The organism is Ferrovum myxofaciens, from assembly GCF_013181415.1.
Taxonomy (GTDB): Bacteria; Pseudomonadota; Gammaproteobacteria; order Burkholderiales; family Ferrovaceae; genus Ferrovum; species Ferrovum myxofaciens.
This window is the reverse complement of sequence record NZ_CP053676.1, coordinates 1,969,163-1,993,668: the sequence shown is the minus strand read 5'-3', so window position 1 is coordinate 1,993,668 and position 24,506 is coordinate 1,969,163. Positions and strand designations below refer to the sequence as shown.

22 protein-coding genes and 2 tRNA genes are annotated in these 24,506 nt (G+C 53.8%); 7 read left to right on the top strand and 17 right to left on the bottom strand.

Annotated features, from left to right (window positions below; genetic code table 11):
* Positions 1 to 115: 115 nt before the first annotated feature.
* Positions 116 to 1,987, bottom strand: coding sequence for a sensor domain-containing diguanylate cyclase (locus HO274_RS09735; protein WP_273119146.1), 1,872 nt, complete (start codon positions 1,985 to 1,987; stop codon positions 116 to 118).
* A 211-nt stretch (positions 1,988 to 2,198) separates the two neighbouring features.
* Between HO274_RS09735 and HO274_RS09730 the strand changes: the two genes are divergently transcribed.
* Entirely contained in the window at positions 2,199 to 2,666 is a 468-nt protein-coding gene (locus HO274_RS09730) for a hypothetical protein (RefSeq protein WP_031595463.1), read from the top strand.
* 4 nt (positions 2,667 to 2,670) lie between these two features.
* Here the strand turns inward: HO274_RS09730 and HO274_RS09725 are convergent, their stop codons facing one another.
* From HO274_RS09725 to mutS, 3 genes are all read right to left on the bottom strand, one after another.
* Positions 2,671 to 3,147 (bottom strand): FKBP-type peptidyl-prolyl cis-trans isomerase, encoded by a 477-nt coding sequence (locus tag HO274_RS09725; RefSeq protein ID WP_031595465.1) that lies wholly within the window; start codon positions 3,145 to 3,147, stop codon positions 2,671 to 2,673.
* Positions 3,144 to 3,617: a peroxiredoxin gene (locus HO274_RS09720; RefSeq protein ID WP_031595468.1), complete on the bottom strand. Its 474-nt coding sequence runs from the start codon at positions 3,615 to 3,617 to the stop codon at positions 3,144 to 3,146. Before HO274_RS09720 ends, HO274_RS09725 begins: the two co-directional genes overlap by 4 nt.
* Before the next feature lie 67 nt (positions 3,618 to 3,684).
* Complete coding sequence (mutS, locus tag HO274_RS09715) at positions 3,685 to 6,288, bottom strand: DNA mismatch repair protein MutS (RefSeq protein WP_273119137.1); 2,604 nt, start codon at positions 6,286 to 6,288, stop codon at positions 3,685 to 3,687.
* Between the two features lie 218 nt (positions 6,289 to 6,506).
* On the opposite strand from mutS, the gene HO274_RS09710 reads away from it, so the two are divergent.
* Positions 6,507 to 7,817, top strand: coding sequence for a replication-associated recombination protein A (locus tag HO274_RS09710; protein ID WP_273119135.1), 1,311 nt, complete (start codon positions 6,507 to 6,509; stop codon positions 7,815 to 7,817).
* Positions 7,818 to 7,864: 47 nt separating this feature from the next.
* Here HO274_RS09710 and HO274_RS09705 read toward each other — a convergent pair whose 3' ends face one another.
* Entirely contained in the window at positions 7,865 to 8,164 is a 300-nt protein-coding gene (locus HO274_RS09705) for an H-NS histone family protein (RefSeq protein WP_273119133.1), read from the bottom strand.
* A 431-nt stretch (positions 8,165 to 8,595) separates the two neighbouring features.
* On the opposite strand from HO274_RS09705, the gene HO274_RS09700 reads away from it, so the two are divergent.
* Positions 8,596 to 8,671, top strand: a tRNA-Ala gene (locus tag HO274_RS09700).
* Positions 8,672 to 8,907: 236 nt separating this feature from the next.
* On the opposite strand, the gene HO274_RS09695 is transcribed toward HO274_RS09700, so the two are convergent.
* The 8 genes from HO274_RS09695 to HO274_RS09660 all read right to left on the bottom strand — a co-directional run bounded on the left by HO274_RS09695 (position 8,908) and on the right by HO274_RS09660 (position 16,229).
* Positions 8,908 to 10,122, bottom strand: coding sequence for a sugar MFS transporter (locus tag HO274_RS09695; protein WP_420537359.1), 1,215 nt, complete (start codon positions 10,120 to 10,122; stop codon positions 8,908 to 8,910).
* Complete coding sequence (locus HO274_RS09690) at positions 10,119 to 11,489, bottom strand: glycoside hydrolase family 1 protein (RefSeq protein ID WP_197456289.1); 1,371 nt, start codon at positions 11,487 to 11,489, stop codon at positions 10,119 to 10,121. The genes HO274_RS09695 and HO274_RS09690 overlap by 4 nt, the downstream gene beginning before the upstream one ends.
* Before the next feature lie 67 nt (positions 11,490 to 11,556).
* Complete coding sequence (locus HO274_RS09685) at positions 11,557 to 13,806, bottom strand: heavy metal translocating P-type ATPase (RefSeq protein WP_273119124.1); 2,250 nt, start codon at positions 13,804 to 13,806, stop codon at positions 11,557 to 11,559.
* Between the two features lie 148 nt (positions 13,807 to 13,954).
* On the bottom strand, positions 13,955 to 14,479 hold the full coding sequence (locus tag HO274_RS09680) for a Crp/Fnr family transcriptional regulator (protein ID WP_062187255.1): 525 nt from the start codon (positions 14,477 to 14,479) through the stop codon (positions 13,955 to 13,957).
* A 159-nt stretch (positions 14,480 to 14,638) separates the two neighbouring features.
* Positions 14,639 to 15,007, bottom strand: a complete 369-nt coding sequence (locus tag HO274_RS09675; protein ID WP_273119122.1) for a hypothetical protein — start codon at positions 15,005 to 15,007, stop codon at positions 14,639 to 14,641.
* Positions 15,008 to 15,071: 64 nt separating this feature from the next.
* Positions 15,072 to 15,689 (bottom strand): PAQR family membrane homeostasis protein TrhA, encoded by a 618-nt coding sequence (gene trhA / locus HO274_RS09670; protein ID WP_273119121.1) that lies wholly within the window; start codon positions 15,687 to 15,689, stop codon positions 15,072 to 15,074.
* A gap of 4 nt (positions 15,690 to 15,693) precedes the next feature.
* Positions 15,694 to 15,903: a hypothetical protein gene (locus HO274_RS09665; RefSeq protein ID WP_273119118.1), complete on the bottom strand. Its 210-nt coding sequence runs from the start codon at positions 15,901 to 15,903 to the stop codon at positions 15,694 to 15,696.
* Between the two features lie 238 nt (positions 15,904 to 16,141).
* A tRNA-Ser gene (locus HO274_RS09660) sits at positions 16,142 to 16,229 on the bottom strand.
* Between the two features lie 213 nt (positions 16,230 to 16,442).
* Between HO274_RS09660 and HO274_RS09655 the strand changes: the two genes are divergently transcribed.
* A complete protein-coding gene (locus HO274_RS09655) occupies positions 16,443 to 17,132 on the top strand; it encodes a Bax inhibitor-1/YccA family protein (protein WP_031595481.1) in 690 nt (229 codons plus the stop codon).
* 60 nt (positions 17,133 to 17,192) lie between these two features.
* Here HO274_RS09655 and rlmD read toward each other — a convergent pair whose 3' ends face one another.
* Together rlmD and HO274_RS09645 are read right to left on the bottom strand one after the other, a co-directional pair.
* On the bottom strand, positions 17,193 to 18,497 hold the full coding sequence (gene rlmD / locus HO274_RS09650) for a 23S rRNA (uracil(1939)-C(5))-methyltransferase RlmD (protein ID WP_273119114.1): 1,305 nt from the start codon (positions 18,495 to 18,497) through the stop codon (positions 17,193 to 17,195).
* A 30-nt stretch (positions 18,498 to 18,527) separates the two neighbouring features.
* On the bottom strand, positions 18,528 to 19,067 hold the full coding sequence (locus HO274_RS09645; RefSeq protein WP_062187266.1) for an NUDIX hydrolase: 540 nt from the start codon (positions 19,065 to 19,067) through the stop codon (positions 18,528 to 18,530).
* 157 nt (positions 19,068 to 19,224) lie between these two features.
* Between HO274_RS09645 and HO274_RS09640 the strand changes: the two genes are divergently transcribed.
* Genes HO274_RS09640 through HO274_RS09630 form a run of 3 tightly spaced genes read left to right on the top strand, consistent with a single transcriptional unit; the run spans position 19,225 to position 21,952 of the window.
* Positions 19,225 to 20,187 (top strand): YncE family protein, encoded by a 963-nt coding sequence (locus tag HO274_RS09640; protein WP_420537358.1) that lies wholly within the window; start codon positions 19,225 to 19,227, stop codon positions 20,185 to 20,187.
* Positions 20,150 to 20,971, top strand: a complete 822-nt coding sequence (locus HO274_RS09635; RefSeq protein ID WP_273119107.1) for a polysaccharide deacetylase family protein — start codon at positions 20,150 to 20,152, stop codon at positions 20,969 to 20,971. The genes HO274_RS09640 and HO274_RS09635 overlap by 38 nt, the downstream gene beginning before the upstream one ends.
* A 39-nt stretch (positions 20,972 to 21,010) precedes the next feature.
* On the top strand, positions 21,011 to 21,952 hold the full coding sequence (locus tag HO274_RS09630; RefSeq protein ID WP_082783065.1) for a sterol desaturase family protein: 942 nt from the start codon (positions 21,011 to 21,013) through the stop codon (positions 21,950 to 21,952).
* A 21-nt stretch (positions 21,953 to 21,973) separates the two neighbouring features.
* Here the strand turns inward: HO274_RS09630 and htpG are convergent, their stop codons facing one another.
* Positions 21,974 to 23,866 (bottom strand): molecular chaperone HtpG, encoded by a 1,893-nt coding sequence (htpG, locus tag HO274_RS09625; RefSeq protein WP_031595487.1) that lies wholly within the window; start codon positions 23,864 to 23,866, stop codon positions 21,974 to 21,976.
* Between the two features lie 72 nt (positions 23,867 to 23,938).
* Positions 23,939 to 24,493, bottom strand: coding sequence for an NUDIX domain-containing protein (locus HO274_RS09620; RefSeq protein WP_273119103.1), 555 nt, complete (start codon positions 24,491 to 24,493; stop codon positions 23,939 to 23,941).
* Positions 24,494 to 24,506: the final 13 nt, after the last annotated feature.

The following is a 24,506-nucleotide window of genomic DNA, read 5'->3' as shown; positions in this document are numbered from 1 at the left end:
AGGGGTCTTGCTACAAACATCTTACTTGCTACAAACATCTTATAGGAAATCAAGTATAAAAAAATTAAATAATTCTAATCACCACAATCACCAAACCTTATCGACCCTTCTGCAATTACCCTTTACCTGGACGATTGCGTTTCAATCGCATCAAATGTTCATCCGCTTGCTTTAATAATTCAGACGGGGATTTCATGGTATTTCGATCGCTTTCGGCAAACCCGATGGAACATGATAAAGGACCTGTTTCCAGGGTCAACTGACGGGCAACTTCGATCAGACGCTTGCGCAGATATTCCAGATTGGAGACTTGTGCCAAAGGACACACCACCAAAAACTCATCCCCCCCCAAACGAACCGCCAAATCTTCCTGGCGAACATTTTCCTTGAGGACGGTAGCAAAAGCCCGAAGGGCGGCATCACCCGCATCGTGCCCGAATTTGTCATTGATTCGCTTGAAATCATCGAGATCGATGATCAAGACACCCAAAGGGAGGTTTCGGCGTTCCACCTGGAACCAGTGACGTTTCAAAAAAGCCTCTGCCATACGCCGGTTGGCCAACCCGGTGAGCGGGTCAGTCAAAGTCTGCAAATGCAATTTACGCGTCGTCAATACCAATTCGGACAACAACTTGCGGTGCGTAGACCGTTCCGCCTCGAGGTTTCGCGCCACCACCAACTTGCCCTCCAAACGCGCCAACTGAGCTCCCAGCAGAGGGGCTGACACCGTGCAAGGCAGTACGATGTCCGCGCCGATTTCCAAAAGTTCCTGGGCAAAGGGGGCATTCAATTCGGGAACCAGCACCACAATTGCCCGTTGCTCTTCCCCAGTCCAGGATTCAAACAATCTTTTTTCTTGTTCACCCAAGATGTGGGGTTCATCCTGCCAAATAATCAGGAACCCCACCGATTCGTTGGTCATCTGGGTCGTCACAGCCCCCCAGGAATCCACGTTCAAAACGCCATAACCTCGCCCGGCAAAGGTCGATTCCCATGACTGGCGTATGGCCAAAGGGACTCCCACGAGCAAAAGCCGTGTGGTAACTGACTCCGCCTCTCCACTATTCGGGGCAATATCTTTATTGGAACTATCGTGTCCTGGTGTGTGAGAACCCCATTCCTGCCAATGCCGGAAGATATCCTCAACCATTTCGGGCAAATCTTCCGCCAACACGCTTTGACCCAAAAGGGCCAAGCCATGTTCCAAATGACCGTTGATCTTCTCGGTGTGCCGGGAGATCAACGCAGGAGCGGCCTCCCAGGCAAAATTGAGAATTTGTGCCATGACGTGACTACGGTCATTGCCCACCCGCAGTTCAGGTTCTGCTTCGGAAATTCGAATGGCCTCCGTCAGCGGATCAGGAAACCCCCATTCCTGCAACAACGCCAGAGTGATCGCCTGATGATCGATACCCAGTTGTTCCCGCTCCGCATCCAGCAGTTCGTGGGTACTCTGATTCAAACGAAGCAGAACCGAGTATGGCTCGGGGTAGAAACGCAACAGGGCCAATTGCCCGATCCGTGCCAGCAGGGCACAGGTAAAAAGGTCCGCCGCACTGACCGGGATTTCAGGTCGGTCACACATCCATTCTGCCAGCACAGCCGCCGCCAGGGAATGACGGCACAGCGCCAGATAGGCGCTGGCATCCGGCGCACTCGAGGCGACTGCGTCATCGATCACCGACAGGCCCACAGCCAGTCCCGCCACTGTTTTGAGCCCGATGCGCATCAATCCCTCTTCAACGGAAGCCACCGGACGACCGGGGGTCCCGCCTGGACGATTGGCCATGCGGATCAGACGTACGGTCAGTGCCACATCCCTTTTGATCACTTCGGCCACTTTGTGTAAATCCACGTCCTCCGACTGGATTAATGCATAGAGGCGCAAGGCGGTGGAGGAAGGAGAAGGCAGGTGACCCAATGCGCGAATCTGAAGCAACAGGGAATCTTCGGCAAGGGTATCTGGAACCACCGATTCATCATTCATATGCTGAGGCATCCTGTAACCCACATTTAAGGTGGAACGGGGAAGAAATTGACTGCGTCATTATGACCGCAAGCGAGAAAAGTTGCATATCTTCTTTGTCTCGTTGCACGATTGCCCATGGATTGCAGTAGAATCGCCTCATGGGAGGGCAGGTCAGGTCATCACCCCTCCCGCCGAAACCTCTAATAACGATCTGTTCTGGAGAACTCCTATGTCCGCACCTATCCTACGCCCGGCGCTGGTCGGTCTGGCCTTGCTGATGGCAGCCCCGCTCATGGCTCAAGCCAACGACTCTTATCCCGACGAACTCAAACTGGAGCACCCTGCCCAACGGGAGATCGCCAATAAACCCGGCCTGGAACTGGAAGCCATGCAAGCCGCCTGTCCGGTAAGCATGCTGAATGCCTCACCGGGTAATGCCGCCAAAAACATCCATGAGCGCATCCTGCGCACAATGGACGGCGTCATTATCGAAACCGATGCCGATCTCACAGGAGTCCCGTTTGGTACAGGGACGACCACGATCCCTGCCACCTACCGTTGCGAGTATCGCGATGGTCAACTGGTTCTGGGAATCTGGTCCAAAGGACTGATCGGCAAGTGGACCCTGTTCCAGAGTCCACGTCTGACCCAGAGCGAACTGGGTACTCCATGGCCAGACTACCTAAAATCCAACTGATTCTTCAATGGTGATGGTCATGTTCCCCGTGAACATGACCATGCTCCAGTTCTTCCTCACTGGCACGTCGCACACCTTTCACCGTACAGTCAAACACCAACGTCTTGCCAACCAACGGATGATTCCCGTCCAGCGTCACTGTTTCGTCCGTGACTTCAGTCACCGCAAACAGCCAGTTCTGCTCTCCTTCCCCCTCGCCTTGAAACTGCATCCCCACCTTGACCTGGGAGGGAAACAGTGAACGTGGTTCCGTTCTGCGCAAAGTGGGGTCGTACTCCCCAAAGGCCATGTCCGGCGTCATGGTCACCGTACAGGCAAACCCTTCCTCCTGACCCTCCAGCGTTTCTTCCACCGAAGGGAAAATGCCGTCATAGCCCCCATGCAGGTAACTGATGGTGGGGTCGCTTTCTTCCAGCAACACCCCCTGATCGTCCCGCAATACAAAAGCGAGCGTGACGACTGAATTCTTTGCGATAATCATGATCGATTAAGTTCCTTGACAAGATTCAACACTTCGACCACATGGTCGCGGTTGTTGTTCACCGCTACTGCAAAACGAACCACACCCTGGCGATCGATGATGTAGGTGATACGATCGACACAGGAGCGTTTCTGCCCGCCTAACTCCTTTTCGCGCAGGACATCGTAACGTTGGCAAACCTCCCCTTCCACATCCGACAGGAGTCGGGCATTCAAGCCATGAGCCTCACAAAAGTCCGCATGGCACAGCACATCATCCTGGGAAACGCCCAGCACCTTAGCGCCAAAGCGATCAAATTCCTCTTCCCGATCACTAAAACCGATGGCTTCCTCACGACATTGAGGAAACGCATCGCGCGCATAGAAAAAAAGCACAACGATCCACTGCCCCAGGTAGCCCTTAAGGGAAACCATTTCCATCCCCGCATCGGGCAACTCAAAACCCGGGGCCAGTTGTCCAGTTTTCAGCATGTGGAACCTCCCATTGCTGGATGCATTCTACCTGATCTACCCGGCAGGCAGAAACCCCGGCCTGTCTTTAGCCCTCTGGCGGCGGATTCGATTGAACCTGTGCCACCAGAGCGTACAGGGTTTCCAACGCTTCACGGGGCGTCAACCGATCGGGTTCCAATGCAGCAAGACGCACCATTGCCGGATGAGGTTCCGGTTTCCGGAGGTTTTCCTCCTGTTCCTCTTCCGGCAGGGGTTTCCACTCCCGTTGGAACAGGTCGTCCTGGGCCGGTCGTAGCCCCGGTTGCTGTTCCAGACGGGCCAATAATTCTCGTGCCCAGCGCAATACGGGGCGGGGAATACCCGCCAAAGCCGCCACCTGGAGACCGTAACTGCGGCTGGCTGCCCCTTCTTCCAGAGCATGCAAGAACACGATGCGGTCACGGTGTTCCACTGCATCCAGATGTACATTAGCCACCCCCGCCACCTCCCGTTCCAAATGTGTCAACTCAAAATAATGCGTTGCAAACAGGCAGGCGCAACGATTCTTTTCCAATAGATGACGGGCTATGGCATGGGCCAGTGCCAGTCCGTCAAAGGTGGATGTTCCCCTCCCTATTTCATCCACTAAAACCAGACTGGCGGGGGTCGCATGGTGCAGTATATAAGCCGCTTCTGACATTTCCACCAAAAAAGTAGATCGCCCCGAGGCCAGATCATCACCCGCCCCGATACGGGTAAAAATCTGATCCAAGGGGCCGAGAAGCGCGCGTCGAGCCGGCACAAAACTTCCGGTATGCGCCAGCAGGGCGATCAGGGCAATTTGCCGCATGTAGGTAGACTTGCCGCCCATATTGGGACCCGTAATCAGAAGCAGGCGGCGCCCTTCGTGCAAATGGGTATCGTTGGGCACAAATCGATCCACCTGCTGCTCCACCACCAGATGCCGTCCTCCCTCGATCTCCATGCGTAACTCTTCACAGAACTCAGGGGCCGCCAGATTCAGCGCCACTGCACGTTCCGCAAAACAGGCCAATACATCCAGTTCGGCAATGGCCAAGGCCAGCATCTTGAGTTCCTTGAGAAACCGCCTCAACGTTTCCAAAACTTGCTGATAAAGCCATTTCTCCCGAGCCAGGGCGCGCTCTCCCGCAGCCAGGGCACGCTCTTCAAACGCCTTGAGTTCAGGCGTGAGATAGCGCTCGGCATTCTTGAGGGTCTGACGGCGCTGGTAGTTATCGGGAATACGCTCCCGGTGTACATGGGTCACTTCAATATAGAATCCCTGTACCCGGTTATATTCCACCTTCAGGGTGGGAATGCCTGTGCGCGCTCTTTCCTGTTGCTCCAGGGCCTGTAAAAAAGCACCACAATCATTCTGAATGCTGCGTAATTCATCCAGTTCAGCATCAAAGCCCGGAGCAATGACTCCCCCCTCCCGGATCAAATTGGCGGGTTCTGAAGCAATGGAGTGCTGTAGCAGGGTCACTACTTCAACGGGAAAGTGGTGCAACACGTCATATAATTCCCGCAGACGAGCCGAGTCCGTCAGATCCTGTAATAGGGTTCCGAGATCAGGCAACCCCTGCAGGGTTTCGCGCAAAGCCACCAAATCCCGAGGACGCGCGCTGCCCAAGGCAATCCTTCCCACTCCTCGTTCCACATCGCCCGTGGTCTTGAGAAGGTTTTGCAGTTGCTGGGCTCCATGCCCATCTCCTCGACCAATGAGTTGTCGAATACCCTCCTGGCGGGCCCGAATCACATTCAGGTCGCGCAGGGGATGGTGTAGCCAATGGCGCAGCAAACGTCGCCCCATGGAGTTGCGGCAGGTGTCCAGCGAGGAATATAGGGTAGGGGCTACGCTCCCGCGCAAGGTTTCCGTAATTTCCAGGTTGCGTCGGGTAACTTCATCCAGATGCACCCAATCTTTGGTCTGCTGAACTTCCAGGCGATCAATGTGGGGAAGGTGCATCCCTTGAGCCTGCTGTACATAGTGAAACAGGGCCCCCGCAGCTTGTAACATCAGCGGACTCACCGAACCAAACCCCGCCAGATCATGCACGCCAAAATGCTGCGTCAAATCGCGCAACGCCCGGTTTTCATCGAAATGCCAGGCAGGAAGCACCTGTACCACCCAACCTCGGGTCGCTGGCTCTTCTCCACTTTGACAGAGTACTTCCCGAGCCTGAATACGCTCCAATTCGGACATCAAATCCGGCAATGGAACCTCCAGCACCCGAAAGCGCCCACTGCTCAAGGTCAGAACTGCCACCCCCACCTGCCCTGCCCGTTGCGCCAGCGCCACTAAAGGAGCATCACGATGATCCGGCAATAGAGCGGCTTCCGTCACGGTTCCCGGAGTCACGATGCGCATCACCTGGCGCTCCACCAGGCCTTTGCTGGTGGCCGGATCTCCCACCTGCTCACAAATAGCCACCGATTCCCCCAATTCCACCAGACGAGCCAGGTAACCTTCGGCTGCATGGTAAGGAACTCCCGCCATGGGAATCGGCTGGCCCGCTGACATACCGCGACGGGTCAGGGAAATATCCAGCAAGCGTGCGGCTTTTTCCGCATCTTCATAGAACAGTTCGTAAAAATCCCCCATCCGATAAAAAACCAGTCGTTCCAGATGTTGGGCCTTCAAAGCCAAATATTGACGCATCACCGGGGTATGGGCTGAAAGATCCATGAGCGAGAGAACCTGTAGCAAGAATCGGAGGGCGTCCACCCTGAATGGAATGGATTATAATCCATGCTCCATCCGTTTCTCGGCCCTTAATATAGTTTTCCGCTGACACGGAAACCCCCTCATGCCTCGGAACCCCACAACCCTATTGTCCGAATTGCTCCGCCCACAAATTCTTGAAGAGTTTATGGGGCAATCCCGAGGTTTGGTTGAGGAAAACCATGTCTGATTTGTTCACACAAGCGCCTGTTGCACCACTGGCTGAAGCCCTCCGGCCCAAGGTGCTGGATGAAGTCATTGGGCAGTCCCATCTTCTGGGTGAAGGCAAACCATTGAAATTAGCTTTTCAATCAGGAAAACCCCATTCAATGATTTTATGGGGTCCGCCGGGGGTAGGTAAAACCACCCTGGCCAGACTGACTGCACAGGCCTTTGATTGTGAATTCATCGCCCTGTCCGCCGTGTTCTCCGGGGTAAAAGACATCAGGGCAGCCATGGAACAAGCTCAAGAGAACCTGGCGCATGGCAAACGTACCCTCCTGTTTGTTGATGAAATCCACAGGTTCAACAAGAGCCAACAAGATGCCCTGCTTCCCTACGCCGAAAGCGGACTGGTCACCTTCATTGGCGCAACGACCGAGAATCCATCCTTTGAAGTGAACTCAGCCCTTCTGTCTCGTGCTCAGGTCTATGTGCTGACGTCTCTGACAGAAGACGAACTGAAACAATTGCTGATACGGGCCCAGGAAAAAGCACTGGGCCATCTCCAATTTGATGACTTGGCCGTTGACACCCTCATTGGCTATGCCGATGGTGATGCTCGAAGGTTCCTGAATCTGCTCGAACAATGCAACACGGCCGCCGGTGCTGCGGGCGTAACCACGATTGATGCTGACTTCATCCGAAACGCGCTTACCCTGAACAGCAGAAGGTTTGACAAGGGTGGAGACAACTTCCATGACCAGATTTCTGCCCTGCACAAGTCGGTTCGTGGCTCCAATCCTGATGCAGCGCTCTACTGGCTGTGCAGGATGCTGGATGGGGGCGCCGATCCCCGTTATCTGGCGCGGCGGATTATCCGGATGGCATGGGAAGACATCGGTTTGGCTGATCCAAGAGCCCTGCAGATTGCCAACGATGCCGCCCTGACCTTTGAACGACTGGGTAGTCCTGAAGGTGAATTAGCATTAGGCCAAGCAGTCATTTACCTTGCCGTCGCTGCCAAGAGCAATGCCGGCTACATGGCCTACAACCAAGCGTGTGCATTCGTCAAGCAGGACAAGAGTCGTGAAGTTCCCATTCATCTGCGCAATGCTCCAACCCGCTTGATGAAAGAAATAGGTCATGGGCAAACTTATCGTTATGCCCACAATGAACCCCATGCCTATGCTGCAGGAGAAACCTACTTACCTGCAGGCATGAAACCGCCTCAATGGTACCGTCCTGTACCCCGCGGACTGGAAATCAAGATTGCCGAAAAAATGGATTTCCTGAAAAACCTGGACGATCAATCCAAGGTCAAGGCAAAGTAAACCTCCGCCTTGACCTGTGTGCCTTTTCAAGCAAGGGATGCGGGCAATCAGATCGCGAAATCGGACTTATTACGCCCTGCGCTGGTGGCCTGTTTAAGCCAATCTGGACGACGTCCCTTGCCATTCCAGATTTCCCCATTAGGGCCCCGGTAACGAACGCCGGATCCAGCAGAGCGGGCCGCGACTCGGGTTCCCACCAAACCCAATTCCTTGGCGGTGATGCCATAGCGCGCCACTTTTTCCCGAATCTCTGCAATCACACCCTGCTTTTCCTGTTGCCGCACGGCGTTAGCCTGTTGTTTCAATTCCTCTGCCTGAGCCATCAATTCTTCATAAGTTGCCATCATCACATTCCTTTTGTTAAGCGAAACTTAAGGCACTTTTGAAAGTACCAAATCCGAATTACCAATAAAATTCCGTAACCACCGGATTGGCAATCAGTATACCAAATCACAAAACAAAATTGAAACAAAATGAAAAAGCAAGTTTTATTGATGAATTTCAAAAGCAATCATTTTCAATAAATCATAACCATCGTCTCTATTTCACTTTTGCCAAACCAGTTCACACCAAACAACCTTGGGAACAGATATTTAAAACTCCAAAATCAATAAATTTTTACCCCATACAATTCGACTACGGAGAGGACACCTTAGTACCGCCGAATTACCCCTTTCACCCACTGATAATCCACCGATAACGCCCTGAGAACCTTTTCCCGGCTCCCATGTCACTTGCATGCCCCCCTCGAACCCTGTATGATGCACGGATTCTTTTTGGGGGTATAGCTCAGCTGGGAGAGCGCTTGCATGGCATGCAAGAGGTCAGCGGTTCGATCCCGCTTACCTCCACCATTACATCAATAAACACGGGCCTTCATGGCCGTTTTTTTTGGCCGCCCATCACCCCATCCACCTCAAATGAAAGTGCCCGGGTGATTCAGAATGATTCGGTATTCAGTACGGGATATGCGAAGAAACGGACTACCGAACATTGCCTTTTCCATATTCCGTCACAAAGGTCAAGCGCCAGTTTCCGTTTACCGTTACAGACCAATACCCTGCAAGCGAAACCGCATGGAATTCGGCGCCTAAGGATGATGCTCACACCGGACCATTCTCTTTTGTAAAAAGGCAAAGGAGGCAATGAGGAAATAACAAAGCACAGGAACCCAAAAAGCATGGGCCAACCCCCATGTATCAGCCAGGGCCCCCGTCAGCAAAGGAATCAGCGCGCCCCCCACAATGGCCATGCACAACAATCCCGAACCCTGGGGTGTATCACCGCCCAGATCTTCCAAGGTCAACGAAAAGATGACCGGAAACATGATCGAGTTACACAGCCCTACGGAAATCAGGGCCCCCGCTGCAAGATGCCCGTGACTTAAAGAGGAGATCAGAACCAGGGTCGCCGCTCCCAGAGCACAACCTCCCAAGACCTGGTGCGCCGGCAAGCGGGAGAGTACCCAGGAACCCATAAAACGCCCCATCATGGCCCCTCCCCAATAAAGACTGACCAAACTTCCCGCCACAGGAGCACTGACGCCCAATACCTGGGGTTGTATCAAATAACTGGTCATCAAACTCCCTAGAGTTACTTCGGCACCCACATAGACAAATAGGGCACTCCAACCAAAGGCAAAACGAGGCCTTTTGAAGAGTTGCCAATCCACCCCACGGGGGGATTCTCGCAAAACCGGAAGATCCGGCGAATGCTGCCCCTTCCAGAAAATCAGGGACAACGCACCAAAAATAACGGCAATCCCCAGGAAAGGCCAGCGCATCGGGTCCATGTTCTCGAAAGTTGCATGCCGAAGAATCACTGCCGCGCCAATCAAGGGACCTAAGGTCGTACCGAGGGAATTGAAGGCTTGAGCCAACGTCAGACGACTGTGAGCAAGATCCGAGTCCCCCAGTTCCATGACCAGAGGATTGACGCTGACTTGAAGCAGGGTGATCCCCGCCGACAAGACGAAAAGCGCTCCTAAAAACCATGGGAATTCACGAAACTCGGTGGCCGGGATGAAAAGCAGACATCCCGAGACCGCAGCCGCCAGTCCCAAAGCAATGCTGCGCGCATAGCCCAACCGCGCCAGAATTTGCCCTGCAGGAACCGAAAACACCAGATAGCCAATGAAGAAACTAAACTGAGTCAATAATACTTCCGCGTACCCCAAGGAAAACAGAACCTTGAGTTTGGGTACCAGGGAATCGATCAGTACGGTACTCATCCCCCAGCAAAAAAAAACGGCAACCACCGCCTTCATCCAATACGACCAACCCTTGTGATGCGAAGCGGATTTCACGCGGAGCGGGGTACCACCAAAACCCGGTTCTGCCGGGCAATCTCGCCTAAATAGGTCGCGCTGGGTTTGATGTGCCGTTGAAAGGTTCTATGATCCACGGCCACCAATCCAAAATGTGGGCGATAACCATCCAGCCATTCAAAGTTATCCAACAGGGACCAGTGAATATAACCTCGCACATCGATCCCCGCAGCCAGACAACGGGCCACGCCTGAAACTGCCCGGCGGATGTAATCAACCCGCCGCGTATCATCCATGGTGGCCACGCCATTTTCAGTAACATACAGCGGAATCTTTACATGCCCATGGGTATACCGGATAACACCCTCCACGGCTTCAGGATAGAACTCATACCCCATATCGGTGAGTGGATACCCTGCCTGGGGCGGTAACCGACCACGCGCGCCAATACGCGCCCGGGAATAGGCCTGTACCCCCAAAAAATCACCGTGCTTTTGCACCATTTCAAACCAGGGCAGGTAAGAGAGACGGCGCTTGCGTTCCAGCATCGCCATCGCTCCCGGGCCCACGGGCTGGTCATCTTCCATGGCAATGGAGACACCAACCGGCAATTCTGGGCGTACTGCCTTGATGGCTTCGTACCCCGCCTGATGGGCCTGGAGCAAGCCCTGGTGAACCTGCTCCAGGTCCCCGAAAATCCACGAAGAAAAGCGTCCCGTGCCCACTCGGGTCCCGGCTTTACGAATAATTTCCTGGTCTTTGATCGTACCTAATTTGGTCAGTTCATACCCTGGAATGCAAAACAGCAACTGGGTCAAATTAGGTTCATTGAGGGTGGTGGCATAATTCATCCATTCGCCCAGATGACGCGTCACCCAATCACAATACCGCGCAAAGAGCCAACTCGATTCCGGGTTTTCCCATCCCCCCAGCCCGGCAAACCAACGGGGCGTCGTGAAATGGTTGAACGTTACCATGGAGCGTACCCCGTAACGCTGGCAGGATTCCAGAACACGCCGATAATGATCGATCTGCGCCCGCGAAAATTGTCCGGCTTCAGGCTCGACCCGCGACCATTCGATGGAAAACCGAAAGGTATTGAGCCCCAGATCAGACAACATGGAAATATCCTGATCGAAACGATTGTAATGATCGCAAGCATCGCCCGAGGGCTCATCAAACAGGGTTGGCTGCATATTTTCCAGCAACCACGAATCGCTGTTGATATTGCCGCCTTCCACCTGATGTCCCGCCGTAGCCGCACCCCATAGAAACCCGTGAGGAAACTCTTCACCCAACTCGGCCAAACTGACCTTTGGCCACAGAGAACCGGTCAGAGCCGCCCCACCAGCCAACAGCATTTGACGTCGTTTACATTGCCATTCATTCAATTCGGTGTATTCCACGTATCTTCCTAAACAGTAAAATTTTTCCAGTATTTACAAAACACCCGGCCCTTCCGGATAAAACCATTTACAAAGCCTCTTCAAAGGCAGAGATCCGTTTGAGCCGCAAACTGTTCCCCAGAACAAAAACGGAGGACAACCCCATGGCCACCCCGGCCAACATCGGATTCAGATGTACGCCAAAGGGCACAGCCACCCCCGCTGCAATGGGGATGAGCAGAATGTTATAGAAAAATGCCCAAAACAAGTTACCGCGTATGTTTCCGAGCGTCTGTCGCGCTGCATCGAAGGCCGTCACCACTGCACGCAAATCCCCCCGCGTCAGGGTCACATCTGCCGCTTCCATGGCAATATCCGTGCCGGAGGCCAGTGCAATACCCACCGAAGCATGGGCCAGTGCGGGCGCATCATTGATCCCGTCGCCTACGAACCCCACCCGATACCCCTGATTTTGCAAATCGACAACGACACGTGCCTTATCCTGAGGCAACATTTCCGCATGAAATTCAATGAGAAGTTTGTCTGCAAGGGCTGCTGCCGTTCGACGGGCATCACCCGTCACCATGACAACTTTCAAGCCGCGCGCTTTCAATGCCTGGACAACCTCCTGGGCACCCGGTTTGATCGGATCCGCAAGGGCAAGAAAGCCCAACAATTGCAAGTCCACCGCCACAAACACCACCGTACAGCCGTTATTTTCCAACCCCGTAGCCTCGTTCATGGCATCTTCGTCCACAGGGATACCCTCTTGCTCAAGAAACCGTCGAGCACCCACACATACCCGAGAACCACCCACCTGCCCCTCGACCCCGAAACCGGGCACGGCACGAAACCCTTCGACCACCGGCGGATTCATGCCTCGTTGCCGCGCGCTGTCTACAATGGTTCGACTCAAGGGATGTTCACTGGCAGATTCCAACGCGGCGGCCAGTCGCAAGGCCTCATCGGGCTGCGGGCCATGCACCCCGACAAGTACCGGTCGACCCTCCGTCAGAGTCCCGGTCTTGTCGAAGAGCACCATATCAATGTGCGAAAGAGCCTCCAGGGCCTCGCCCTTGCGAAACAAGACCCCCAGTTCGGCAGCACGCCCGGTGCCTACCATGATGGCCGCCGGGGTGGCCAAGCCCATGGCACAAGGACAAGCCACCACCAATACAGCCACCGCAGAAACCAGCGCCAGATTGAGATCATCTCGCACCACCATCCAGACCACAAAGGAAACCAGTGCCGTCAAGAGGACCAGCGGCGTAAATACGCGTACCACACGATCCGCCAAGCCCTGAATGGGAAGCTTCCCGGTTTGCGCACTTTCCACCAACTTCACGATCTGTGCCAGCACGGTATCTCTTCCCACGGAAGTTGCTTCGATGAGTAGTCGTCCGTCCAGATCCACGGTCCCCCCCGTCACCCGATCTCCCGCTCCTTTGATTTTCGGCAAAGGCTCCCCAGTCAGCATTGACTCGTCCACATAGGCACGGCCTTCCTTTACCAGTCCATCCACTGTGATCCGCTCCCCCGGTCGGATCACGAGACAATCGCCTACCTTTAGCAGGGCGGTGGGAACGGCGCGTTCCTGACCCTGATCATCCATCAAACAAGCGGTCTTGGATTGCAGGCCGATGAGTTTGCGCAGAGCCAGAGAAGTCTGTCCCTTGGCCAAGGATTCCAGATATTTCCCCCACAACACGGCAGCCACCACCACGGCAGACGAGTCGAAATAAAGATGGCGGGAAGCCTCGGGAAACCATGCTGGGAACCCCAGCACCCACAGGCTGTAGAACCAGGCTACGCCGGTACCCGTGGCGACCAGCGAGTTCATGTCCGGGGAAAGGTGACGATAGGCCTTCAATCCGGGGCCAAAGAACCGTCTCCCCGGCCCAAACAGGACGAGGGTCGTCAACACCGCCTGCACCCAGGCCCAAAATTCCGGAAAAGGGCTCACAGCCTCAAGCCAATAAGCCACCACCGGAACGAAGGCCGGTCCCATGGAAAGGATCAGGACGAACAAACCCAGTACGGAGGCCACAGTCACTTCGTGCTGCTGAGCCTGTAACGCAGCATCCCGTTCAACGCTGTCGTCCAACTCTTCCTGTTCTTCCAGCGCGCTCGCCTCGTAGCCGGCTCTGGCCACGGCTGCCGTCAAATCTTCCGGTTGAACGCTATTCGGCACATAACGAACCTGTGCCCGTTCCGTGGCCAGATTCACATCCACCTCCACGACGCCCTCAAGTTTACCCAGAACCTTTTCCACGCGGCCTACGCAGGAAGCGCAACTCATCCCCTTGATTTTCAGTGTAGTGGTTTGTAATTTTTCCATTGGGACTCTTTCAATGAATGAAGTCTCCCGTCCCTAAGCGTGTAAGCACGTTGTAATTGGGGTTTCCCGGGGCAACGGGCGGAGTCTTGCCACGGTCTCACCAAGCGGTAATTGCACTTCCGCAACCGGTTTAAAAACCCGAAAGAAATTATTTTCCGGTACGGTAAAGATAATGGGAAAAGTGAGAATAGTTGGTACTGACCGCCCGAAACAACCGATCCAGGCTCACAATGGCATGCTCCACAATCTGGATGGCGATAAAGGGATGCTCGGATTTCAAACGCTTGTACATGGTTCTGGACAATTTAAGCAGTTGGGTAGCAGGCTCTTTGGCCACCAACCGAACCGAACGAGGCATTTTGTCAAAAAAAGACATCTCTCCCAACATTTCCCCCGGTCCCGCAGAGGCGATTTCATTTTCCTGGTCCTGTTCCACAAAGGCCAAGGCGATCTGCCCCTGAACCACAAAATACAAGGCATCTCCCACCGAGCCAATCTCGGACAGGATGTCGCCTTTATTAACTTCCTGATAAGTCAGATACTCCAGCAGGGTGCGAACCTCGTTCACTGTCAGGGAGGCGCAAAGATATTGATGGTCCATGAACTGGGATAACCTGACTTGAGTTGCTTGGTCGAGATCCTCACCATGGGGCAAAACAGATTTGCTGGTCATAATATCCTCAGAGTAGGGAAGCAGATCCAGAGGCGCGACGCAGATCCACTCTGCCATCATACAGGAGGAAATTGTACCAAGAATTTACGGTAAATATCCACCGTCAAGAGCGCATGTACCCCTGCTCATTTGGCGATTCCCATCGACCATAGTCGTCATTCAGCAAATCTTGCATGGAATATTGGAATCTTCCTCAAACCCGTATACCGCACACATACGGTGGTAACCATCGGCAATCACCACCTTGCCATTGACCGTATCCCGTACAAGCAGCAATGGAGAAAGAGCCTGTCCATCCAGAATCTTTTTGCGATCCCTTTCTACACGGGAATTGCTGATCCCCAACAAGGACAAGCCGGAGGCCCTGAAAATATCCTTTGCCTTGAATTTGGTCATGGGGGCTTGCTTCAATCGCTCGATGAATGTTGCCACGGTTTGTACATCGTAGATCAGGCTCAGGTAAGATTCAGCCGCCGGGTAGTCGTGCTTCTCCGGCGTATCCAGCCATTTGATTTCTGTTTTGCTCATGTAGACCCCTTTATCAATAATCAAACAGCCAGAAAATGGTTTGCATTTTTTATACTTGCTTCGCTCACAAAACATAATGCAGGATAGCAACGTAATGAGCGGCGCTGCCAGCCATCACAAACAAGTGCCAGATCCCATGCGCATGGCTGAGGCGTGTATCGAGCATATAAAAGATGATGCCAATCGTATAGAACAGCCCGCCGGCAACGAGCCAGGCAAAACCGGCCGGCCCCAGTGCCCGCTCCAACGGAACCAGAGCAACCAAGACCAGCCAGCCCATCAAAACATAGATCCACAAGGATAGTGTTCGCGCTTCGCTCTGTGGCCTCAGTTCTTGCAAACCGCCGAAGACTGCGAGCCCCCACACCACACCGAACAGCGACCAGCCCCAGGGACCGCGTAGCGTCACCAGACAGAACGGGGTGTAACTTCCGGCAATGAGCCAGTAGATGCTGTGGTGATCCAGCTTGCGCAGGAAGATCTTGGCGCGCCCGTGCAGGCTGTGATAGAGCACGGAGAAACTGTAAAGCAACACCAGCGTCACGCCGTAGATCGAGGCGCTTACCACCTTCCACGGGTCACCGCCCAACGCCGCCAGTACAATCAGCACGATAACCCCGATGACGGCCAGAATGGCTCCGACGAGGTGGGTCAGAGCGTTGAACCTCTCTCCGGAGTACATGTGGTTATTTCCGGTCCATCTGGTCCAGGAGATTTTGGTCTGTCAGTGCAACCGGATTCTGTTCCTTTAACGAAGTCTTGGCCATCCAGGTTTCCAGCCGCCCCGGTTTTGCATCAGCATTGGCTGGAATTAGACCACTATTTACCAAAAAGCAACCGCCAATCAATGCAATCCCCATTGTTAACGTCACACCGAATAAAATACCTTTCAACATAACATCACCTCATTCAATGGCAAGTTGGGGTTAGGCAAGAAACAATTCTCTTTCTCGGAAAATTTCGACAATCTGAATGCTGGCGACATCGCCGCCCTGCATGTTTGAGCAGGGCAAGTAAATGGTCGGACAAGCCTATTTGCTCACCACCGACCCGCATATTGAGCCAATACTCGGAATTGGTGATTCACCTGACTTTGAAACCATGAGCGCACTGCACAAACAACCCTTTGATTTATGGCGGAAGCGGTGAGATTCGAACTCACGGATGGTTTCCCATCGCTGGTTTTCAAGACCAGTGCCTTAAACCGCTCGGCCACGCTTCCGTTGGTTGAAGACGAACCCGTGAGGAAACGGGTTCGTCTTTTTAGAGTGCGTTAGGATACCACGCTCCTCCCCCACTTGTGGTATCTTTACCCCGTCCCCATCTAACGGACAGGAAGAACGGAGCAGGAATGGATCTTGCAACTTCTCCTCTCCAGCGTTGTCTTAGTGGGGCGAGCCCTGTGTACAGGGGATTACTGAAGGAGTCTGATACCATGCAACGAGAGTACAACATTTACAATCAAGCGGGCCAACTGGATTCGCTGCAACACCGAGTGCTGCGAAATACTTACTGGTTACTGGGCTTGTCCCTCATTCCAACGGCCGTTGGCGCCCTGGTGGGTCTCAATCTGAGTTTCGCCTTCATGGCTGCCAGTCCCATGCTCACCAGTTTGTTGTTTCTGGGGGCCATCTATGGTCTCTTTTACGCCATTGAAGCCAATCGTTACAGTTCCGTCGGAGTCTATTTACTTTTGCTCCTGACCTTTGTCATGGGCGTCATGCTGGGGCCTTTGCTTCAATTCACCCTGGCTTTCCGTAATGGAGCCCAACTGGTCTCCCTGGCCGCCGGAGGCACTGCTGCCGTGTTCTTCACCTTGTCGGCCGTGGCCAGCACCACCAAACGCAACTTCACCGGCATGGCCCAGTTTCTGGCCGTGGGGGCCGTGGTCTTGATGGTGGCCGTGATCGCCAATATCTTTTTGCACTTGCCTCTCTTCCAGGTAGTGCTATGTGGCGCGTTCATGATCTTCTCTTCGTTGATGATCCTGTTCAATATCAGCGCCATCGTTCATGGAGGAGAAACCAATTACATCACTGCAACTCTGAGCCTGTACGTCAACATCTACAATATATTTGTCAGCCTCTTGCAATTGCTGGGAATATTTGGCGGTGATCGTCGCTAATCCATAGTTCTTCCGATAAAGCGTAGACCTGTCCCATCAGGTCTACGCTTTTTTTGTTTGTCACTCCCGATCGAACAGGGCAAGAGATTCCACGTGGGCGGTATGAGGAAACATGTTGAATACCCCTGCCCCCTTCAGTCGATACCCCTTCTGATGCACCAGAACGCCAGCATCCCGCGCCAGGGTGGCCGGACTGCAGGAGACGTAAACAATGCGTCGGGGGCCCTCGGTCCCAATGGCCTTGACCAGATCAATGGCCCCATCCCGGGGTGGATCGATCAACCATTTGTCTTGAACTCCCCAACCCGCCACCGTAGATTCATCCACCTCAAACAAATTAGCAACCTGAAATCGGGTGTTCTTCTCAAGTCCATTATGCGCAGCATTTTGATAGGCCCGATCCACCAAGACCTGGTTTCCTTCAATCCCCAGGACCTGAGCACCCCGCCGGGCTAACGCCAAGGAAAAGTTTCCAAGGCCACAGAACAAATCCATCACTCGTTCCTCAGGCTGGGGATCCAGGAGACGCACCGCTTTACCCACCAGCACACGATTGATCTCGCCGTTCACCTGGGTGAATTCGGTAGGCCCAAAGGGGATTTCCAAGTCAAATTCATCGAGACGATAAGCCAAACCAGGTTGCTCGAGAGGGTAGAAGGGATGTGCCGTATCGGGCCGCCCTCTGGTCTGCCACCAGAACTGCACTCCGTGCCGGTCTGCAAAAGCGCGCATTTTTACCTTGTCTTCGTCCGTGGGCAACTCCAGCAGGCGCAATACCAAGACCAACAGGTCTTCGCTGTGCGCCACTTCGATCTGAGGCAGACATTCCCGCACGGTCAGTTCCATGATCAGATTGCGCAAAGGAACCAAGAGGGTGGATACGGCAGGCGTGAGAATGGCGCAGGAGTCCATATCCGCCACGAAACTGGAACGTTTCTCATGAAACCCCACCAGCACTCGCCCTTTCTTAGCCACCCAGCGCACCGTTAAACGCGCCCGCTGACGATATCCCCAATCCGGACCCTGCAAGGGACCCCACAGGGTATCGGGACGAACCTTGCCAATTCGTGCCAGATTATCCTCGAGAATACGTTGCTTGTAAGCAATTTGCGCCGCGGGATCGGCATGCTGCATGTTGCACCCGCCACAATGGCCAAAGTGGGGACAACGGGGTTCCGTCCGGCTGGGCCCTGGCACCAGAACTGCACGCAGTTCCGCCTGGTCGAAATGGGATCTGCGCCGCTTGATTTCGGCACGTACGGTCTCGCCCGGCAGCGCCCCGTCCACGAAGACCACTTTCCCTTCATGACGGGCGATGCCCTGAGCCTCGTGGTCCAGGCCCTCGATCTGTAAGACTACCTCCATCCCTTCTTGTCCCTTTATTGCCAAAGCCCCTCAAGGGCGTGTCGTTTCGAGATCTACCAGATGCAAGGTGCGCTGGCCACGCTGACGATCCTCCACAAAATGGGTCAGCGCCTGAGTCACCGTGCGAAAGGCCAAGTCAGCCCAGGGAATCTCTGCTTCTTCAAAAAAGCGCACCTCGCTACTTTCCAACGTAACGCCATGCTCCGGGCTGTCCATTTGCGCCCGAAAAAGGATATGTACCTGATTATGGGCGGCAATATTTATAACCGACATCAGGTCCTCGATGGTCACCCGGGCCAGGGATTCCTCAAAGGTTTCGCGCGCCGCGCCCATCTGCAAGGTCTCCCCATTCTCCATAAAACCGGAGGGCATGGTCCAGTAGCCTTCACGGGGTGCAATGGCCCGTCGACAAAGCAGAATTTTTCTTTCCCAGACCGGAATGGCCCCCACCAGAATTTTTGGGTTGCTGTAGTGGATGGTATGGCAACTGGGACAAACCTGACGGGGCAAATGATCCCCCTCCGGGACCTGGGTCAAGACTCGCACGCCACAACTGGAACAGTAATTCATGCCAAAGCCATCCTCTTTGAAAATGGTAGAATGGGAATATCCCGTGCGGACCTGACCTGGATCAAACTGAAAGTCTGAAGTTTTCATACAATGGCCCGTTACCTAACCGCACACCCAACCCACGAGTAAATCTATGCTCACCCCCCGATTTTAACCCATGCGATCCTTATTAATGACAGTGTTGACACTTTTTTCTCTGACGGTATTGGCTTACCGCGCAGAAGCAGAAGTCGTTGTCGTGCTCAATTCGGGAGAAGGCACCATCACCCGCATCGATCGTCAGACCTATCAACCCATGGATCACTTCTACGTTGGTCGTGAGCCTCACCATCTGATGAGCTTGCCGGACAACAGTGCCCTCATCGTCGCCAATGCCGTGAGTAATGATCTGGTTTTCCTGAACCCCAAAACGGGCGATATCCTGCGCCGTCTGACCCGCATCAGTGATCCCTATCAGATCGGCTTCAGCCCCGACAAACATTGGTTCGTCGCCAACTCACTGCGCCTGGATCGAGTGGATGTCTATGATGCTCACGATTTCCATCTGGTCAAACGCTTTGAATTGGCCTCCATGCCCAGCCACATGGCCTTCAGCCCAGACAGTTCCACGGTCTTTGTCACTCTGCAGGGCAGCGATCAATTGGCCGCCATCGACCTCCATGCCCTCAAGGTCAAATGGATCATACCCATTGGAAAAACTCCTGCCGGTGTGATTCTGACCCCCGATGGAAAACATCTTCTGGTGGGTATCATGGGACTGAACGAAGTCGCCGTGGTGGATTACAAAACCGCCCAAATCATCAAACATATTCCCGCAGGCAAAGGCACGCATAACTTCATGCCCGAAGGAGACGGACGCCATATCTTTGTCGGAAATCGTTCCGGAGACACCGTCTCCATCATCGATACCCAGACGCTCACCATCACCAAAACCTTTCCCGTACCCGGTGGCCCCGATGACATGGAAGTATCAGCAGATGGGAAGGAACTATGGATCACCAATCGCTGGATTCGTCAGGTCAGCGTAGTCGACTTGTCCACGGATAAGGTGGTACGCACCATTCCTGTGGGCAAATCGCCCCATGGCATTTTCTTTGAGCATCACGCTGCGCGCCAGTAAGGATGATGATGCTCTTATGAATCCTTTGGCCCTGCAGTGCGGTATTGCCTTGATCCTGTTGAGCTCCGCAGTGTGGTGCGCGGAGCGCTCCCCAAATACCCCTTCCCCGGCGTGTCATGGCACCCTGTACCTGACTCTGGACACCGGGTCCATGCAGTCCGCAGAAACCATTGCCACGATTTTGCAGCGACACCAGATCAAGGCCACCTTTTTCGTGGCCAATGAACCCACCTGGCGCGGAGATCATGCGCTCGATGACAGTTGGCGCGATTTTTGGCGTGCACGGGTACGAGAAGGGAACCATTTCGGCAATCACACCTGGTTTCATGCCACCCTGGTCAAGGACCTTTCCTCAGGCGACATTCTGACCCGTGGCGGTGACCATGCACCCCGCGAATTCGACAAAGCAGGGTTCTGTCAAAACCTGCAGCGCGTGAATGAGCGCTTCAAGGTATTGACGGGACAATCCCTGGAACCCATTTGGCGCGCTCCCGGCGGACATCTTACCCCCAACGCCGCATCCTGGGCCGGGGACTGTGGTTTTCCTCAGCATGTAGGTTGGTCCGCTGCAGGATTTTTGGGAGATGAATTGCCCTCGGAAAAATATCCCAATCCGCGTTTACTGAACCAGGCCCTGACTCACCTCAAGGATGGCGACATTTTAATGATGCATCTGGGTATTCGCTCTCGCCATGATCCTTTTGTACGGGTCTTCGAACCTCTGATCACCGGCCTGCAGGCCCGCGGCTTCTGCTTTGCCACCTTACCCAAATCTACGGAATGAGCGTAAACGCGTACCATGATGACCTGGTTTGAAACTTTCATGAACGGATTTACGCTGACCCAGGCCTGGGTCTTTGAACATTGCGTCAATCCTCTGCTCCCCCCTCTAGGCTTGCTGGCCTATCAGGAGGAGGCTTTCGATGCCACGGAGTTTGCTCTGGTGGGTATGGGAGAAATTGCTCTCCTGATCCTGTTTTTTCGTCCGCTTGAAGCGCTTTTTCCTGCTGAACGCTGGTCTGGACGGCGTGGGGTGCGCGTGGACATCCTCTATACCCTTCTTCACCGTCTGGGTTTCATTCCTCTTGTGATGTTCGTTCTGATGTGGCCCCTCACCTTCAAGCTGGATGCCTGGTTACGATTCCATGGATTTATCCCCTATACCCTGGAAGACCTCATCCCTGCCTTGGAAAACCACCCACTCCCCACCTTTTTTGCCTACCTCGTCATCATTGACTTTTTTTCCTACTGGTTGCACCGCTTCCAGCATCGACTGGAATGGTGGTGGGCGCTGCATGGCGTCCATCACAGTCAACAAACCATGAGTTACTGGTCCGACGACCGTACCCACCTTCTGGATGATGTGTTCACCGCAACATTTTTCTCCCTGCTCAGTTTGGTCATCGGCGTAGAACCCGGTCAGTTCATCCTGCTCATGATGATCCCCCGCGTTCTGCAAAGTCTGGCTCATGCCAACATTGCCTGGCGCTTCGGCCCCTTTGAGCGTTGTTTGGTCAGTCCCCATTACCATCGCTATCACCACGGGGTGGGTACAGGCAGTAATAGTGGTCAATTGAGTTGCAATTTTGCCGTACTCTTCCCGATATGGGACATTCTGTTCGGAACTGCCAATTTTTCAAGGGAGACGCCGCCCACAGGCATTGCAGATCAGCAAGAGGGACGGAACTATGGCAGTGGGTTTTGGGCTCAGCAACGATTGGGCTGTCAACGACTCTGGTCAGCCCTGACCCTGGGGAAAGCCTGAACTTTCCCCAGGAAGCAGTACTTAGTTGAGAATCAACTGGTTGAGACGTTTGACGAATTGAGCGGGATCTTCCAACTGCCCGCCTTCGGCCAGCAAAGACTGGTCAAAAAGCAATTGGCTCCAGTCTGCAATACGCTGTTGATCTGTTTCCAATTTGAGACGCAGAATCAAACGGTGATCGGGGTTGATCTCAAGGATGGGCTTGGAGGTGGGCACTGACTGGCCTACGGATTTCAGAAAACGGGCCATGTTACCCGACAGATCGCCCTCTTCCACCACCAGACAGGCGGGAGATTCGGTCAACCGCTGGCTGACGCGAACGCTCTTGACCTGTTCACCCAACGCCCCCTGCATGGCCTCCAGCAAAGGTTTCAGAGTTTCAGAATCCGAGGTTTCCAGCTTGGGCTTTTCGACCCCCAATTTGGTCAGATCCAGATCTCCCTTGGCCACGGAATGAAGTTGCTTCTCTTCAAAACTTTCCAGATGGGAAACGACCCACTCATCCACGCGATCAGACAGGAGAAGTACTTCAATCCCACGGGAACGGAAAATTTCAAGATGCGGGCTATTCTTGGCTGCCGCAAAACTTTCTGCCGTCACATAGTAAATGGTATCCTGCCCGTCTTTCATGCGCCCAATATAGTCCTTGAGCGACTCGGTTTGATCGGATTTGTCCGTGTGGGTGGTAGAAAAACGCAGCAATCCCGCCCATTTTTCACGGTTGGCATATTCCTCGCCCGCTCCCTCCTTGAAGGCACGTCCGAACTCATTCCAGAACTTTTGATATTTCTCTTTCTGGTTTTCTGCCAGATCTTCAAGCAACCCCAGTACCTTGCGCGTACAACCGGCACGGATCGTATCGATATCCTTGGATTCCTGCAGGATTTCACGGGACACATTGAGTGGCAGATCTGCCGAATCAATCACCCCACGCACAAAGCGCAGATATTGAGGCACCAGTTTCTTGGCGTCCTCCATGATAAAAACGCGTCGCACATACAACTTGATTCCGTGACGAGGTTCGCGTTCCCACAGATCGAAGGGAGCACGGGCCGGAATATAGAGTAATTCCGTGTATTCCTGTTTGCCCTCCACCCGCGCATGACTCCAGGCCAAAGGAGCCTCGAAGTCGTGGGAAACGTGCTTGTAAAACTCCTGATACTGCTCTTCCGTGATTTCATTCTTGGGACGGGCCCACAGCGCATTGGCCTGATTAAGAGTTTCTTCCTCCGGTTCGTTGATGACCTTTTCCTCTCCTTCCTGAGGAGGAACAGGGTCTTTTTTCATGCGAATCGGCAACTGGATATGGTCAGAGTAGCGACGCACGATACCACGCAATTTCCAGGCATCGAGAAACCCTTCTTCTCCTTCCTTGAGGTGCAGCGTCACCGTAGTCCCGCGCGTTGGAACTTCCAGGGTTTCAATGGAGAAAGAACCATCTCCCGAAGATTCCCACTGTACGCCCTCCGACTCTGACGCTCCGGCCCGACGGGTGGTCAAAGTAACCTTATCCGCAACGATGAATGAAGAATAGAAACCAACCCCGAACTGCCCGATCAGCGCAGAATCCTTGGCCTGATCGCCCGATAGTTTGCCCAGAAATTCCTTGGTTCCGGAACGCGCAATGGTCCCGATGTTACTGATCACTTCTTCCCGCGACATCCCCACCCCATTATCCCGGATGGTCAATGTACGAGCTTCCTTATCGATTTCCAGATGGACCGCCAGGTCGGGATCCCCCTCCAGAAGTGTCGCGTTTTGAATGGCCTCGAAACGCAGTTTGTCACAGGCATCGGAGGCATTGGAAATCAATTCACGTAAAAATATTTCCTTGTTGCTGTACAGTGAATGAATCATCAACTGCAGTAACTGTTTGACTTCGGTCTGAAAATTCAGGGATTCCTTATGGCTCATGGTGTCATCACATCCGTGGGTTTGAACGAAAAATACAGCGATGACCCTGAGTTGGGGGCAATCAGTTCAATTTCAAGTGGGTGAAAGAGTCTTGAGCCACAACAGACCTGCCACGGTCTTGGCATCACAGATGCGCCCTGTCTCCACCCAGCGCCAGGCTTCTTCCAGAGGTACGGCCAAGGTTTCAAGAAATTCTTCCTCATCACGCCGAATTTCTTCGAAAATAAGGTCCTGAGCCAAAAAATAGGTGATCTGTTCCGTGGAATAAGCAATACACAGGTCCAAACACATAAGTTTTTTCCAGCGTCCCGCCCGGTACCCGGTTTCTTCCTGCAATTCCCGTTGTGCCGCTTTCAGTGGATCCTCACCCAGATCCAGTTTTCCTGCCGGGATTTCAAAGTAGTGGCGCCGTTGGGGATAGCGGAACTGATACTCGAGGAGTACTGTTTTTTCATCCAGCAAGGGAATAATGGCCGCAGCCCCATGATGCCGAATATATTCCCGGGTGGCTTCCTGGCCGTTGGGAAGTTGAACCCGATCTTCATGAACATCCAGTAATGCTCCTTGATAGCGCTGAGCAGAATCGAGGGTCCGTTCGGTGAAGTCCGGCCATGAATGGTCAGGCATGTTCCAGTCAAGG